Annotated in this window: 16 protein-coding genes; 9 read left to right on the top strand and 7 right to left on the bottom strand. The window is 56.5% G+C overall.

The window, feature by feature from the left end; all coding sequences use genetic code 11:
* Window positions 1-60 precede the first annotated feature (60 nt).
* Complete coding sequence (argS, locus tag EL098_RS08560) at window positions 61-1,794, bottom strand: arginine--tRNA ligase (RefSeq protein WP_126355840.1); 1,734 nt, start codon at window positions 1,792-1,794, stop codon at window positions 61-63.
* Window positions 1,795-2,038: 244 nt separating this feature from the next.
* Between argS and EL098_RS08565 the strand changes: the two genes are divergently transcribed.
* Complete coding sequence (locus EL098_RS08565; RefSeq protein WP_126355841.1) at window positions 2,039-2,605, top strand: VOC family protein; 567 nt, start codon at window positions 2,039-2,041, stop codon at window positions 2,603-2,605.
* On the opposite strand, the gene EL098_RS08570 is transcribed toward EL098_RS08565, so the two are convergent.
* Entirely contained in the window at window positions 2,606-3,745 is a 1,140-nt protein-coding gene (locus tag EL098_RS08570) for a MalY/PatB family protein (RefSeq protein WP_126355842.1), read from the bottom strand.
* A 127-nt stretch (window positions 3,746-3,872) separates the two neighbouring features.
* Between EL098_RS08570 and cutC the strand changes: the two genes are divergently transcribed.
* Together cutC and EL098_RS08580 are read left to right on the top strand one after the other, a co-directional pair.
* On the top strand, window positions 3,873-4,586 hold the full coding sequence (gene cutC, locus EL098_RS08575) for a copper homeostasis protein CutC (protein ID WP_232012368.1): 714 nt from the start codon (window positions 3,873-3,875) through the stop codon (window positions 4,584-4,586).
* A 225-nt stretch (window positions 4,587-4,811) separates the two neighbouring features.
* The gene (locus EL098_RS08580) at window positions 4,812-5,090 is read left to right on the top strand and encodes a YdgH/BhsA/McbA family protein (protein WP_126355843.1); all 279 of its coding nucleotides are present in this window, start codon (window positions 4,812-4,814) and stop codon (window positions 5,088-5,090) included.
* Window positions 5,091-5,140: 50 nt separating this feature from the next.
* On the opposite strand, the gene cmoB is transcribed toward EL098_RS08580, so the two are convergent.
* From cmoB to EL098_RS08605, 5 genes are all read right to left on the bottom strand, one after another.
* Window positions 5,141-6,112, bottom strand: coding sequence for a tRNA 5-methoxyuridine(34)/uridine 5-oxyacetic acid(34) synthase CmoB (gene cmoB / locus EL098_RS08585; protein ID WP_126355844.1), 972 nt, complete (start codon window positions 6,110-6,112; stop codon window positions 5,141-5,143).
* Window positions 6,109-6,852: a carboxy-S-adenosyl-L-methionine synthase CmoA gene (gene cmoA, locus EL098_RS08590; RefSeq protein WP_126355845.1), complete on the bottom strand. Its 744-nt coding sequence runs from the start codon at window positions 6,850-6,852 to the stop codon at window positions 6,109-6,111. The genes cmoB and cmoA overlap by 4 nt, the downstream gene beginning before the upstream one ends.
* A 39-nt stretch (window positions 6,853-6,891) precedes the next feature.
* Entirely contained in the window at window positions 6,892-7,287 is a 396-nt protein-coding gene (locus EL098_RS08595; protein WP_126355846.1) for an MAPEG family protein, read from the bottom strand.
* Between the two features lie 70 nt (window positions 7,288-7,357).
* The gene (locus EL098_RS08600; RefSeq protein ID WP_126355847.1) at window positions 7,358-8,176 is read right to left on the bottom strand and encodes a DUF72 domain-containing protein; all 819 of its coding nucleotides are present in this window, start codon (window positions 8,174-8,176) and stop codon (window positions 7,358-7,360) included.
* Complete coding sequence (locus EL098_RS08605) at window positions 8,173-8,739, bottom strand: hydrolase (protein ID WP_126355848.1); 567 nt, start codon at window positions 8,737-8,739, stop codon at window positions 8,173-8,175. The genes EL098_RS08600 and EL098_RS08605 overlap by 4 nt, the downstream gene beginning before the upstream one ends.
* 267 nt (window positions 8,740-9,006) lie before the next feature.
* On the opposite strand from EL098_RS08605, the gene aspS reads away from it, so the two are divergent.
* The 6 genes from aspS to ruvB all read left to right on the top strand — a co-directional run bounded on the left by aspS (window position 9,007) and on the right by ruvB (window position 14,261).
* Window positions 9,007-10,779 (top strand): aspartate--tRNA ligase, encoded by a 1,773-nt coding sequence (gene aspS, locus EL098_RS08610; protein ID WP_126355849.1) that lies wholly within the window; start codon window positions 9,007-9,009, stop codon window positions 10,777-10,779.
* Window positions 10,779-11,222: a dihydroneopterin triphosphate diphosphatase gene (gene nudB / locus EL098_RS08615; protein ID WP_126355850.1), complete on the top strand. Its 444-nt coding sequence runs from the start codon at window positions 10,779-10,781 to the stop codon at window positions 11,220-11,222. Before aspS ends, nudB begins: the two co-directional genes overlap by 1 nt.
* Window positions 11,223-11,245: 23 nt before the next feature.
* Window positions 11,246-11,986, top strand: a complete 741-nt coding sequence (locus EL098_RS08620; protein WP_126355851.1) for a YebC/PmpR family DNA-binding transcriptional regulator — start codon at window positions 11,246-11,248, stop codon at window positions 11,984-11,986.
* Window positions 11,987-12,026: 40 nt separating this feature from the next.
* Window positions 12,027-12,548 (top strand): crossover junction endodeoxyribonuclease RuvC, encoded by a 522-nt coding sequence (gene ruvC / locus EL098_RS08625; protein ID WP_126355852.1) that lies wholly within the window; start codon window positions 12,027-12,029, stop codon window positions 12,546-12,548.
* 82 nt (window positions 12,549-12,630) lie between these two features.
* Window positions 12,631-13,242: a Holliday junction branch migration protein RuvA gene (gene ruvA / locus EL098_RS08630; RefSeq protein ID WP_008453936.1), complete on the top strand. Its 612-nt coding sequence runs from the start codon at window positions 12,631-12,633 to the stop codon at window positions 13,240-13,242.
* 8 nt (window positions 13,243-13,250) lie between these two features.
* Entirely contained in the window at window positions 13,251-14,261 is a 1,011-nt protein-coding gene (gene ruvB / locus EL098_RS08635) for a Holliday junction branch migration DNA helicase RuvB (RefSeq protein WP_126355853.1), read from the top strand.
* Window positions 14,262-14,287: the final 26 nt, after the last annotated feature.

A 14,287-nucleotide genomic window follows, 5' to 3' on the forward strand; every position in this document is an offset into this window, starting at 1 on the left:
CAGTAAATAAAAAAGGCTCATCAAATGATGAGCCTTTTTAGTCTCTGAAGCGCGTTACTATTACATGCGCTCTACGGTTTCGATACCCAGGGTATCCAGACCCAGCTTGAGGGTTTTCGCGGTCAGCAGCGCCAGCTTCAGTCGGCTGTTGCGGGTGGTTTCGTCAGCGGCGCTCAGAATAGGGCAGTGCTCGTAGAAGCCGGAGAACAGGCCGGCAACGTCGTAGAGGTAGGCACACATCACGTGCGGCGTTCCGTCGCGGGCAACCACGTTCAGAGTCTCTTCAAACTGCAGCAGGCGAGCGGCCAGCTGGGCTTCGCGATCTTCAGTAATCACGACCTTCGCTTTCAGCAGCTCGGCTTCGTCGAGGTTCGCTTTACGGAATACGGAGAGCACGCGAGTGTAGGCATACTGCATATACGGCGCCGTGTTGCCTTCGAAGGCCAGCATATTGTCCCAGTCGAAGATGTAGTCGGTGGTGCGGCTCTTGGAGAGGTCCGCGTATTTCACCGCGCCAATGCCCACCGCCTGCGCCAGATTTTCCAGCTCTTCGGCCGACATCTCAGGGTTCTTCGCCGCCACCAGACCACGAGCGCGCTCCATGGCCTCATCCAGCAGGTCGGTCAGCTTCACGGTGCCGCCGGAGCGGGTTTTGAACGGCTTACCGTCCTTGCCCAGCATCATGCCGAACATCTGGTGCTCCAGCGTGACGGACTCAGGCACGTAGCCTGCTTTGCGCACGATGGTCCACGCCTGCATCAGGTGCTGGTGCTGACGGGAGTCGATGAAATAGAGCACGCGGTCGGCATGCAGGGTTTCGTAGCGGTATTTCGCGCAGGCGATATCGGTGGTGGTGTACAGGTAGCCGCCATCCTTCTTCTGGATGATAACGCCCATCGGGTCGCCGTCTTTGTTCTTGAACTCGTCCAGGAACACGACGGTTGCGCCTTCACTCTCTACCGCCAGGCCTTGCTCTTTCAGGTCGGCAACGATGCCCGGCAGCATAGGGTTGTAGAGGCTCTCGCCCATCACGTCATCGCGGGTCAGGGTCACGTTCAGGCGCTGGTACGTTTTCTGGTTCTGCGTCATAGTGATGTCGACCAGCTTGCGCCACATCTCACGGCAGTATTCATCGCCGCCCTGCAGTTTAACTACGTAGCCGCGCGCGCGTTCGGCAAAAGCTTCGTCTTCGTCATAGTGTTTTTTGGCTGCGCGATAAAACTCTTCCAGGTCGGCCAGGGCCATTTCGCCTGCGTTTTCCTGCTGCTGCTTCTCGAGGTAAGCGATAAGCATGCCGAACTGGGTACCCCAGTCGCCGACGTGGTTCGCCCGGATGACTTTGTGACCCAGGAATTCGAGGGTACGTACGGCGGCATCGCCGATAATGGTGGAGCGGATATGGCCCACGTGCATCTCTTTGGCCACGTTCGGCGCGGAATAGTCCACAACGATAGTTTGCGGTTCAGACACGCTGACGCCAACGCGATCGGACGCTACGGCCTCATCGATGTTTTTCGCCAGAAACGCCGGGTCGAGGAAAATATTGATAAAGCCTGGGCCTGCAATTTCAACTTTGCTGGCGATCCCGGTCAGTTCGAGATTTGCGATGACCTTCTCTGCGACCTGTCGCGGCGGCATGCCCAGCGTTTTAGCAACGGACATCACGCCATTGGCCTGATAGTCGCCGAACTGGACTTTTGCCGACTGACGAACCTGCGGCTCGCAGTCCGCGGGTGCGCCTGCAGCAATCAGCGCCTGGCTGACTTTTTCTGAGAGAAGAGACTGAATATTCACCGGGATACCTTACAATTTGTACTGGGCCGCCGCGTCTGGGGCCGCCTGAAAATGAGGAACGAAACAGGGCGTGAGTATAACGTTATTTACACTCTGACGTCAGCAAAAGCCTTGCTCACGGGGAGCGCAATTATTATTAACGGCGCAATGAATAACCATTCATCTGATTTTGAACCCGGCGGGGAGTTGGCTCCCTTCCTGGAACAGGGTAGATTACGCGCTTTCTAAAAAAGAGGATGGCGGCATGGCTAACTGGCAGGCGGTAGAAGAACTGCATGATATTTCGGCGGATCTGCCGAGATTTACGAAAGCGTTAACAGAACTTGCCACCCGAGTTGGGCTGGAAATCGCGCCGCTTGAGGCCGATCACATTTCTTTGCGCTGCCATCAGAACACGACCGCCGAGCGCTGGCGCTCAGGGCTGGAAAAATGCGGCAGCCTGCTGAGCGAAAATATTATCAACGGTCGTCCCATCTGCCTGTTCAAGCTGGATGAGCCGGTAAACGTAGAGCACTGGCAGTTTACGGTGGTGGAGTTGCCGTGGCCGGGTGAAAAGCGCTATCCGCATGAAGGCTGGGAGCATATTGAAATTGTGCTGCCGGGCGAACCGGCAACCCTGAATGCGCGGGCGCTGGACCTTCTGTCCGATGCCGGGCTGCGTGAAACCGGGATTTCGGTGAAAACCAGCTCGCCTAAAGGCGAGCGCGAAAGATTACCGAACCCAACGCTCGCGGTCACCGACGGTAAAGTCACTATAAAATTCCATCCCTGGACTCTCGAACAGATCGTCGCCAGCGAACAGGCCGACTGATTAACGCTGCTTCATTGCGTTCTGCAGGCGGCGGATAGCTTCATCAAGTACCGCCGCGGTACAGCCAAAGTTGATCCTTACAAACCGCGTCTCGCCGAAATCTGCACCGGCTGAGAAACCGAGCCCGGCGTCAAGGAAGAACTGCGCCGGGTTTTCCACGCCCAATTCGCTTGCGTCAACCCATCCGAGGTAGCTTGCTTCCGGGGGGTGGATGCTCAAGCCTGGAATGCCGTTGACCGCCTCGCTCAGTTTGTCACGGTTAGCGCGCAGATAAACCAGCAGCGCCTGGAGCCAGGGCTCACCTTCTCGCCATGCTGCGGCCGCCGCCGTCAGGGCAAGGATATCTACCTCAGGAACAATACCTGCGCGCGCGGCTTTGAATTTACGGCGCAGTTCAGCGTTTGGGATCACGGCGACCGATGCGCCAAGCCCGGCTATATTGAAGGTTTTAGACGGGGAGAGCAGGGTAATCGAACGCTGGGCTGCGTCTTCGCTTAACGTCGCGAAGGGGATATGTTTTGCACCTGGCTCAAGCAGCAAATCGCAGTGGATCTCATCTGAACAGACGGTTAAATCGTGGCGTTGCGCAAAAGTCAGCTGCTGTTCCAGCTCATCACGGCGGTAAACCGTGCCGCCGGGATTTTGCGGATTGCACAGCATCAACAGCTTTTCGCTGCCCGTTATGCTTGCTTTTAATGAGTCAAGGTCGATAACCCAGCGTTTTTCTTCCAGCCTGAGCGGCGCATTGAGCTGGGGACGCTGGGCAAGGAGAGCGGCTTTGCGAAACGGTGGATAGATGGGCGTCGGGGCGATGGTGGATTCAGATGCCGAGGTAAAGGCGCGAACGGAGAGGTTCAGCCCCGACACCACGCCGGGTAAAAATACCAACCACTCAGGCCTGATGCGCCAGTGATAGCGGACGGCAAGCCTTTCGGTGATGATATCGATAAGCTCAGTCGGACGCGCGCCATAGCCAAAAACACCGTGCTGGATACGCGCCTGCAGCGCCTCTGCGATGCAGGGCGGCGAACGAAAATCCATGTCGGCAATCCACATCGGTAGCACGTTTTGAGAAAATTTATTCCACTTCAGGCTATCGCTGTGACGCCTGTCGATCCCTTCATCAAAATTGAATGCCATAGTACGCTACCTTGTTGTGAATTTAGTTTCAGATGATCATCCCGGACCAGGGACACCACCGGTGAACTGCAGTTTTTTTAGGAGTTATCAATGGCTTTGCTTGAAATATGCTGTTATGGAATAGATTGTGCTGTCACTGCAGAACAAGCCGGCGCGGACAGAATTGAACTCTGTTCGGCGCCTAAAGAAGGGGGGGCTGACGCCTTCCGCAGGCGTTTTACGTCAGGTCAGACAAAAGGTCTCGATCCCCGTCCATCCGATTATACGCCCCCGGGGCGGAGATTTTTGCTACACCGACGGTGAATTTGCCACCATGCTCGAGGATATCGTCTTCGTGCGTGAACTCGGGTTTCCCGGCATGGTGATCGGCATGCTTGATGAGGACGGCAATATCGACCTGCCGCGAATGGAAAAGGTGATGCAGGCCGCCGCAGGGATGGCCGTGACGTTCCACCGCGCTTTCGATATGTGCCATCACCCTTTGCTGGCAGTCGAGCAACTTGCGGCATTAGGCGTGGCGAGAATACTGACCTCCGGCCAGCAGCAAACGGCCGAAACAGGAATCTCACTTCTTCGGGAACTAAAACAGCATTCCCGTGCTCCAATAATCATGGCTGGCGCAGGCGTGCGTCTCAGTAATGTGAGCAAGTTTGTTGAAAACGGTATTGAGGAGCTTCACAGCTCCGCAGGACGGTCGGTTCCCTCACCGATGCGTTACCGTAAAGCTGGCGTGTCGATGAGCGCTGATGCTGAGGCCGATGAGTTTAATCGTTACTGTGTGGATGCAGAGGCAGTGGCGGCGATGAAAAACGCGCTGGCGGGCGTAAAACCGTCGCACTGAAAAGATTTTTACCGTGCATCATGTCGCCCAATATGATGCTTGCTCGTACCAGGCCCCGGCGGATTGCTGGGGCTTTTTTTATTTTGTAACCCGCGAAGCGTTATGTAACCCGTTCTGCATTTTTTGTACACATTGTTTAAGTTCGTTTTCCAGTCACTTACGTTACAAAACACCTGATTGTGAATAATCCTCTCCGACAACTATCAACGTTAGAGGGAATTAAAAATGAAAAAAATGACTGCAACCGTGATCCTGGCTCTGTCATCCGTCTTTGCGTCAGCCGCTTTCGCTGCCCCACTGCCTGAACTTGTGAAGGATAGCCTCGGTGGCCAGGAGCAAATTGGTGTTGTATCCATCAATGGCGTGAGCGGTAGCACCGACGACGCCATCCATCAGCTGCGGGAGAAGGGCCAGGATATTGGCGGCAGCAAAATTCATATCACCAGTCTCGGTACACCGGGTGACTCCAGCCTGTGGAGCGGTACCGCGCAGGTTTATCGCTAACTGACGGCGAGAAAAGAAAACCGGCTTTCGCCGGTTTTTTTAAGTGCAGCTCAGGGCTTGCGGGCCACCAGTACGGCGCGGAGCGGAGCAGGGTAACCTTCTATGGTTTTACTGCCGTCGTTCGGATCAAGGAAATCGCCCAGTGATTCGGTGATCATCCATGATGTTCGACGCTGCTCTTGCTGGGTGGTGATGCTGTGGTCGACGATTTTCACGTCAACAAAACCGCATTTCTCCAGCCAGTTTTTCAATGCCAGCGCGGACGGGATGTAATAAACATTACGCATCTGCGCATAACGTTCACCCGGCACCAGCACGGTATTTTCATCCCCTTCCACCACCAGCGTCTCCAGCACCAGCTCACCCTCTTTGACCAGCTGATTCTTTAGCTGCCAGAGGTGATCCAGCGGCGAGCGGCGGTGGTAGAGCACGCCCATTGAGAACACGGTGTCAAAGGCGTTCAGCTCCGGAAGCTGCTCAATACCCAATGGCAGAACGTGCGCACGCTGATCGTTACCCAGCAGTTTACGTACGGCTTCAAACTGGCAAATAAACAGCTGCATCGGGTCGATGCCGACAGCAAGCTGCGCGCCTGCGCCAATCATGCGCCACAGGTGGTAGCCGCTGCCGCAGCCAACGTCCAGAATAGTGCGTCCGGCAAGCGGGGAGATGTGCGGCAGCACGCGATCCCATTTCAGGTCTGAGCGCCATTCGGTATCGATATCAACGCCGTAAAGTGAGTAAGGCCCTTTGCGCCACGGCATCAGATTTCGCAGCAGCTTTTCAATCCCCAGCTTCTGGCCTTCGCTCAGCGGAGCAGCCGCTTCGGCGGTCACGCTGTGCAGCAGGTCGAGACGGTGCGGCGTCATCTCCGGCAGATAGTTAACCGTGTTGTACCAGTGTTTGAACTGGCCGTGCAGGGATTCTCGCTGCCAGCTGGCAATCTGCGCAGGTAACGTTTCCAGCCACGGCGCAAGGTGGTTTTTGGCAATCAGTTGATAAAAATTACCGAAATCGATCATGCGATATCTCCGGATTTGACGGCGACCAGAGAGCCAAAATTAAAGCACTGGAACCACAGTTCGGCGTGCTCAAAGCCCGCTTTTTTGAGACGTTTTTTATGGGTTTCAACCGAGTCCGTCAGCATTACATTTTCCAGCATGCTGCGCTTCTGGCTGATTTCAAGCTCGCTGTAGCCGTTAGCACGCTTAAAGTCGTGGTGCATGTTAAACAGCAGTTCGCCAACCTCCGCGTCTTCAAAGCTGAATTTTTCCGAGAGAACCAGCGCGCCGCCCGGCTTCAGTCCCTGCCAGATGTTGTTGAGCAGCAGCTGACGATCCTCAGGCTCAAGGAACTGCAGCGTGAAGTTGAGGACGACCAGCGAGGCATTTTCAATGGTGATATGGCGAATATCACCTTCAATCACCTCCACCGGCGTCTGCGCTTTAAAGGCATCAAGATGGCGGCGGCAGCGCTCTACCATGGCAGGAGAGTTGTCGACGGCGATGATTTTGCAGCCGTCATGACGGATATTACGACGGACCGAGAGCGTTGCCGCGCCCAAAGAGCAGCCGAGATCGTAAACCTGGCTCTGAGGCTGTACGAAGCGCTCCGCCAGCATGCCGATCATGGAGATGATGTTGGAGTAACCCGGCACCGAGCGCTGGATCATATCCGGGAACACTTCGGCTACCCGTTCATCAAAGGTCCAGTCGCCCAGTTTGGCTATTGGGGCGGAAAACAGCGTATCGCGGTCAGACATAACGTTAAATCCGGAAATTCGAAAGGGGCGTATTTTGCGTTAATGGAGCGAGAAAACCAACTCCCATGGCATATACCATAAGTTGGCCAGCACCATCAGCAGCAGCGAACACCAGGTGGCGCCCATGCCGGAACGGCGCCAGCGAATCAGCCGGTGGTGGTATCCGTAGTAATGCAGCAGGCGTCCCGCCAGCAGCATAAGACCGCAAATATGCACCATCCAGGTCTGGGCTCCGTCCATCTCCATCAGCAATAAAAGCAGGAGGGCGATGGGAATATATTCAACCGCGTTGCCGTGAATACGAATCGCACTCTGGAGTTCACTAAAGCCGCCGTCGCCGTAGGAAACGCGGTACTGCATGCGCAGGCGAACGACGTCGAAGGAAAACTTAATTAACAGCAAAGCAGCCAGCACCGCATATAGCGCGCTTACCATATTAACTCCATGTCGAAACAGTTACGGCTTCCGCTATGATAGCTTGCAACCGGTGTGCTGTCGCTAGCGGTCAGAAAAGTGTGGCCTGCTGCGGGATGGCCGGAGGTGGGCCCAGTTCAGGGAAGGCCTGCTGCAGCGCGGGCCAGAGCGTATGTACCAGCTCCGGCGCCTGAGCGATGTCCGGGGTATGGAGAAACAGATAAGGCGTTGTCTTCGTAGACCAGTCGGGCAGCTTTTTTAACCAGACGTCAAACAGCGCGGCATTTTGCGCCATATTATCGCTGCCGATAAACCGCACCAGCGGGTTTGCCGCGGTCACGATGGCATGTACCGGGACTTTTGGCTTCTTGCGCTGGGCTTCCCGCACCGCTTCGTTGTGCGGTACGGCGCTGTGAATTGGCCGGCTATCGAGAATGGCGCGGTTTACTTTTCGTTCGTACAAACCGCGATTAAGCGCCTGTTCATCTGCCCCTTTACTGAAAAAGGCCGGGTGACGCACTTCTACGCCATAGGTAAAGTCAGCGGGCAACGCATCGAGGAAATTCCATAACGCCGGGAGGTCACCCGGCCCGAAGGTGGCCGGCAATTGCAGCCAGTATTGGCCTATCCTGCCCGCCAGCGGAGACATGCGGTCAAAAAACTCGGCGGTGAGATCCCCGCAGTTTCGCAGGGCAGCGTTATGAGAAATGGTGGCGGGAAATTTAAAACAGAAGCGAAAACTGTCGTCCGTCATCTCCCGCCAGCGCTGCACGGTTTCTGCCTTAGGCAAAGCGTACAGCGTGGTATTGCCTTCCACACAGTTAAAATGGCGGGCGTAATCTTCAAGCGAAGTGATGCCGAGCCGGTTCCATTTGGGGTGCTGCCATTGCGGAAGGCCGATATAAATCATAGCGCAGCGATAATTTCGTCGGTGCTGCGAATGCGGGCGATACGCGGGAAGATAAACTTCAGGCTATGGTTGTGCTGCTCGGCGCTGGCCGCGCTGCAGGCATCTTCTGCCAGAATTAACGAAAAGCCCATTTCCCAGGCGTTACGCGCGGTAGACTCGACGCCAATATTGGTTGAAATACCGCACAGGACAACAGTGTCGATGCCGCGACGACGAAGCTGCAGCTCCAGGTCGGTACCGTAAAATGCGCCCCACTGGCGTTTAGTGACTTCGATATCGCTCTCCTGTTTGCCCAGCGCAGCAGGGTAGCTCCACCAGTTTTCAGGCAGGGCATGGCCCGGAGGTGCGGTATCAACCGGCTGTTTCAGGGCTTCAGCGTAATCGGACGACCAGCCGACACGCACCATCACCACCGGTGAACCGTTGGCCCGGAATTTCTCTGCCAGGCGTGCTGCACGTGCCACGACGTCATTCGCGCTATGCGGGCCGCCGGCAAACGGTAGAATGCCGTCCTGCAGGTCAATCACCACCAGGGCAGTACGGGATGCGTTGAGTTCGGTCATTGTGACTCCGGTAAACATTGGGCTAAGGGTCAATACCTTACGCTGGAAGCCAGCTTGCTGAGTTTACAAATTTTGTTAATTTTTGTGAGAATCTGCAATACCGGCGCTGCGATTCGCGCCAGTCGGCGGTTTCGGGGTTATCGCCAGCCATTATTTCCAGTATAATAGCCCCCTTTTTTCATCCAGTTGTGACAGTCGAAATAGCTGCCACCAAAGCGCCTGCCGCCGCAGGTGGCGGGTCGCGTGCAGCTGATTAAGGGATATCTCATGCGTACAGTATATTGCGGGCAGCTCAATCAATCCCATGTGGGACAGCAAGTAACGCTTAGTGGGTGGGTCAATCGTCGCCGTGACCTCGGTAGCCTTATCTTTATTGATATGCGCGATCGTGAAGGCATCGTGCAGGTGTTTTTCGACCCGGACCGTCAGGAAGCGTTCCAGCTCGCCTCTGAACTGCGTAATGAGTTCTGCATTCAGGTTGTTGGCACCGTGCGTGCTCGCGATGAGCGCAACGTAAACAAAGATATGGCCACCGGTGAAGTTGAAGTGTTTGCCACCGAGCTGACCATCATTAACCGCTCCGACGTGCTGCCGCTCGACTCCAACCACGTTAATACCGAAGAAGCGCGCCTGAAGTATCGCTACCTGGATCTTCGTCGTCCAGAAATGGCTCAGCGCCTGAAAACTCGCGCTAAAATCACCAGCTTTGTGCGTCGCTTTATGGACGACCACGGCTTCCTCGACATCGAAACCCCGATGCTGACCAAAGCCACGCCTGAAGGCGCACGTGACTATCTGGTCCCTTCCCGCGTTCACAAAGGCAAGTTCTACGCGCTGCCACAGTCTCCTCAGCTGTTCAAACAGCTGCTGATGATGTCCGGCTTTGATCGCTACTATCAAATTGTTAAGTGCTTCCGCGACGAAGACCTGCGCGCTGACCGTCAGCCCGAATTTACCCAGATCGACGTAGAAACTTCCTTCATGACCGCACCGCAGGTGCGTGAAGTGATGGAAGACCTGGTGCGTAAACTGTGGATTAACACCATCAACGTCGACCTTGGTGACTTCCCGGTGATGACCTTCGCCGAAGCCGAGCGCCGCTACGGCTCCGACAAGCCTGACCTGCGTAACCCGCTGGAGCTGGTGGACGTGGCTGACCTGGTGAAAGACGTTGAGTTTAAAGTCTTCTCCGGCCCGGCGAACGATGCGAAAGGCCGCGTTGCCGCGCTGCGCGTGCCGGGTGGCGCACAGATCAGCCGTAAACAGATTGACGACTACGGCAAGTTCATTGAAATTTACGGCGCTCGCGGCCTGGCCTATATCAAGGTTAACGAGCGTGCTAAAGGCATCGAAGGGATCACCAGCCCGGTAGCCAAGTTCCTGAATGCGGACATTGTGGAAGCCATCCTGGCTCGTACCGGCGCGGCCGACGGCGACATGATCTTCTTCGGCGCGGACAGTAAAAAAGTGGTTGCCGACGCGCTGGGCGCGCTGCGCCTGAAAATCGGTAAAGATCTGCAGATTACCGATGAGAAAAAATGGGCGCCGCTGTGGGTGGTTGACTTCCCAATGTTCGAAGACAACGGCGAAGGCGGCCTGACCGCGATGCACCACCCGTTCACCGCGCCAAAAGATATGACGCCGGAAGAGCTGGCGGCGCAGCCGGAAACCGCGATTGCCAACGCCTACGATATGGTCATCAACGGCTATGAAGTGGGCGGCGGCTCGGTGCGTATTCACCGCGGCCAGATGCAGCAGACGGTGTTCGGTATTCTGGGCATCAACGAGCAGGAGCAGCGCGAGAAGTTCGGCTTCCTGCTGGATGCGCTGAAGTTCGGTACTCCGCCGCATGCAGGCCTGGCGTTTGGTCTGGATCGCCTGACCATGCTGCTGACCGGCACCGACAACATCCGCGACGTTATCGCCTTCCCGAAAACCACCGCGGCAGCTTGTCTGATGACCGAAGCACCGAGCTTCGCCAACCCGGCCTCTCTGGCCGAGCTGGGCATTGAAGTCATTAAAAAGGCAGAGAAGAACTGATGCCCTTTAAGCGTCCCGTTTCCGTTCTGGTGGTGATTTTCGCGCAGGATACTAAACGGGTGCTGATGTTACAGCGGCGCGACGATCCTGATTTCTGGCAGTCGGTTACCGGCAGCCTGGAGGAGGGGGAAAGCGCGCTGCATGCCGCGCAGCGTGAAGTAAAGGAAGAGGTCGCTATCGACGTGGTCAGTGAGCCGCTGCCGTTAGTTGACTGCCAGCGCTGCGTGGAGTTTGAGATATTTACTCATTTGCGTCATCGCTATGCGCCGGGCATTACTCGCAATACGGAATCGTGGTTCTGTCTTGCGCTGCCTCATGAACGCCAGATTACGATTACCGAACACCTGGCCTGGAAATGGGTGCCCGCCGAAGAGGCGGCCCTGATGACCAAGTCATGGAGCAACCGGCAGGCGATTGAAGAGTTTGTAATTGATGCCGCCTGATACAGGCGCTTTTGGAGATTGTTATGGCAGGTCATAGTAAGTGGGCCAACACGAAACACCGCAAAGCGGCACAGGATGCCAAGCGCGGTAAGATTTTCACCAAAATTATTCGCGAGCTGGTAACGGCTGCCCGTCTGGGCGGCGGCGATGCAGGGTCAAACCCGCGTCTGCGCGCAGCTATCGATAAAGCGCTGTCTAACAACATGACGCGCGATACCCTGAACCGCGCCATTGCACGCGGCGTGGGTGGCGATGATGATGCGAACATGGAAACCATCATCTATGAAGGTTACGGTCCTGGCGGTTCAGCCGTGATGGTCGAATGCCTGAGCGACAACCGCAACCGTACCGTTGCCGAAGTCCGCCACGCCTTCAACAAGTGCGGCGGTAACCTGGGTACCGACGGCTCCGTAGCTTATCTGTTCAGCAAAAAAGGGGTTATCTCCTTCGAAGCGGGCGACGAAGATCAGATCATGGAAGCGGCGCTGGAAGCGGGTGCTGAAGACGTTGTGACCTTCGACGACGGCGCGATTGACGTTTACACCGCCTGGGAAGAGATGGGTGCTGTGAAAGACGCGCTGGAAGCTGCCGGCCTGAAAGCCGACAACGCAGAAGTTTCCATGATCCCGTCAACGAAAGCCGACATGGATGCGGATACCGCACCTAAGCTGCTTCGTCTGATCGACATGCTGGAAGACTGCGACGATGTGCAGGAGGTTTACCACAACGGCGAAATCTCCGACGAGGTGGCGGCTACCCTTTAATGGTGCAGCCAATATCTGACCTGCGTGCAGGAGACGCGTGATGGCGATAATTCTCGGCATCGATCCGGGGTCACGCGTCACCGGTTATGGCGTTATTCGCCAGACCGGGCGGCAGCTTACCTATTTGGGAAGTGGCTGCATCCGGACGCAGGTCGCCGACTTGCCCTCGCGCCTGAAGCTAATCTACGCGGGGGTGAGCGAAATCATTACCCAGTTCCAGCCCGAGTATTTTGCCATTGAGCAGGTCTTTATGGCGAAAAACGCCGATTCTGCGCTCAAGCTGGGGCAGGCGCGCGGCGCGGCCATTGTGGCTGCGGTCAATGCCGATTTGCCGGTATTTGAGTACGCGGCGCGTCAGGTCAAGCAAACCGTCGTGGGGATCGGCAGCGCGGAGAAAAGCCAGGTACAGCACATGGTGCGTACTTTGCTTAAACTGCCTGCTAACCCGCAGGCGGATGCGGCGGATGCGCTGGCTATCGCCATTACGCATTGCCACGTCACGCAAAACTCGACCCAGATGAGCGAGTCGCGTCTCAATCTGGCCCGGGGGCGATTAAAATAATTAAGGCTGGATATCTATCCAGCCTTTTTTATATCATAGGCTTACTTTTTCGCGCATCAACGTACATACCCAGGAGCACAATGTGATAGGTCGACTCAGAGGCATCGTTCTGGAAAAGCAGCCCCCGCTGGTATTGCTGGAAACCAACGGCGTAGGCTACGAAGTTTATATGCCGATGACCTGCTTCTATGAGCTGCCGGATATCGGCAAGGAAGCGGTGGTGTTCACCCAGTTTGTGGTCCGTGAAGATGCCCAGCTGCTCTATGGGTTTAACAATAAGCAGGAGCGGACGCTGTTCCGTGAGCTGATTAAAGTCAACGGCGTGGGGCCAAAACTGGCGCTGGCCATTCTTTCCGGCATGTCTGCCCAGCAGTTTGTCAACGCGGTTGAGCGCGAAGAGATTGGCTCCCTCATCAAGCTGCCGGGCGTGGGCAAGAAAACCGCAGAGCGCCTGATTGTTGAGATGAAGGACCGCTTCAAAGGAATGCATGGCGACCTGTTCACGCCTGCCGCCGACCTTGTGCTGACCTCTCCGGATAACGGCCAGGCGGACGACGCGGAGCAGGAAGCCGTTGCCGCACTCGTTTCTCTGGGCTATAAACCACAGGAAGCCAGCCGCATGGTCAGCAAAGTGGGCCGTGCTGGTGCCGACAGCGAAACCCTGATCCGCGAAGCGCTCCGCGCGGCGCTATGAGGTAGAGGATGATTGAAGCAGACCGCCTGGTATCCCCAGGAAATATTACCCAGGACGAGTTAATCGATCGTGCGATCCGCCCGAAGCTGCTCGAAGAGTATGTCGGGCAGCCGCATGTGCGTTCGCAGATGGAAATCTTTATCCAGGCGGCTAAGCTGCGCGGCGATGCGCTCGATCACCTGCTGATCTTCGGGCCTCCGGGGCTGGGGAAAACCACGCTGGCTAACATCGTTGCCAACGAAATGGGCGTTAACCTGCGCACCACGTCCGGCCCGGTGCTGGAAAAAGCCGGAGATTTGGCGGCCATGTTGACCAACCTTGAGCCGCACGACGTGCTGTTTATCGATGAGATCCACCGCCTTTCCCCGGTGGTGGAAGAGGTGCTGTATCCGGCGATGGAAGACTACCAGCTGGATATCATGATTGGCGAGGGGCCTGCCGCCCGGTCGATCAAAATTGATTTGCCGCCGTTTACCCTGATTGGCGCGACCACACGAGCCGGCTCACTGACTTCACCGCTGCGAGACCGTTTTGGCATCGTGCAGCGTCTGGAGTTTTATCAGGTTGCCGACCTGCAGCATATCGTTGGGCGAAGCGCCAGCGTGCTTGGTCTGGAGATGAGCGATGACGGGGCGCTGGAAGTGGCCCGCCGCGCTCGCGGTACGCCGCGTATTGCCAACCGCCTGCTGCGCCGCGTGCGCGACTTCGCCGAAGTGAAACATGACGGCGCAATCACGGCAGACATTGCTTCTCAGGCGCTGGATATGCTGAACGTGGACAGCGAAGGGTTCGACTATATGGACCGCAAGCTGCTGCTGGCGGTGATCGACAAATTCCTCGGCGGCCCGGTTGGGCTGGATAACCTTGCCGCTGCCATCGGTGAAGAGCGTGAAACGATTGAGGACGTGCTGGAGCCGTTCCTGATCCAGCAGGGCTTCCTGCAGCGTACCCCGCGTGGTCGCATCGCCACGCCGCGCGCCTGGACCCACTTTGGTATTGTGCCCCCGGCTCAGCCTTAACAATGCCCCGTGTCCGGGGCTGGCTC

Origin of the sequence: Cedecea lapagei (assembly GCF_900635955.1) — a bacterium.
GTDB lineage: Bacteria > Pseudomonadota > Gammaproteobacteria > Enterobacterales > Enterobacteriaceae > Cedecea > Cedecea lapagei.

Bases quoted from the DNA above. Each gene is read 5' to 3' on its own strand.
- ruvC (WP_126355852.1), top strand. From the start codon at position 12,027: ATGGCGATAATTCTCGGCATCGATCCGGGGTCACGCGTCACCGGTTAT.
- EL098_RS08580 (WP_126355843.1), top strand. From the start codon at position 4,812: ATGAAAAAAATGACTGCAACCGTGATCCTGGCTCTGTCATCCGTCTTT.
- EL098_RS08565 (WP_126355841.1), top strand. From the start codon at position 2,039: ATGGCTAACTGGCAGGCGGTAGAAGAACTGCATGATATTTCGGCGGAT.
- EL098_RS08605 (WP_126355848.1), bottom strand. From the start codon at position 8,739: ATGACCGAACTCAACGCATCCCGTACTGCCCTGGTGGTGATTGACCTG.
- aspS (WP_126355849.1), top strand. From the start codon at position 9,007: ATGCGTACAGTATATTGCGGGCAGCTCAATCAATCCCATGTGGGACAG.
- EL098_RS08600 (WP_126355847.1), bottom strand. From the start codon at position 8,176: ATGATTTATATCGGCCTTCCGCAATGGCAGCACCCCAAATGGAACCGG.
- cmoB (WP_126355844.1), bottom strand. From the start codon at position 6,112: ATGATCGATTTCGGTAATTTTTATCAACTGATTGCCAAAAACCACCTT.
- EL098_RS08570 (WP_126355842.1), bottom strand. From the start codon at position 3,745: ATGGCATTCAATTTTGATGAAGGGATCGACAGGCGTCACAGCGATAGC.
- ruvB (WP_126355853.1), top strand. From the start codon at position 13,251: ATGATTGAAGCAGACCGCCTGGTATCCCCAGGAAATATTACCCAGGAC.
- EL098_RS08595 (WP_126355846.1), bottom strand. From the start codon at position 7,287: ATGGTAAGCGCGCTATATGCGGTGCTGGCTGCTTTGCTGTTAATTAAG.
- cmoA (WP_126355845.1), bottom strand. From the start codon at position 6,852: ATGTCTGACCGCGATACGCTGTTTTCCGCCCCAATAGCCAAACTGGGC.
- nudB (WP_126355850.1), top strand. From the start codon at position 10,779: ATGCCCTTTAAGCGTCCCGTTTCCGTTCTGGTGGTGATTTTCGCGCAG.
- EL098_RS08620 (WP_126355851.1), top strand. From the start codon at position 11,246: ATGGCAGGTCATAGTAAGTGGGCCAACACGAAACACCGCAAAGCGGCA.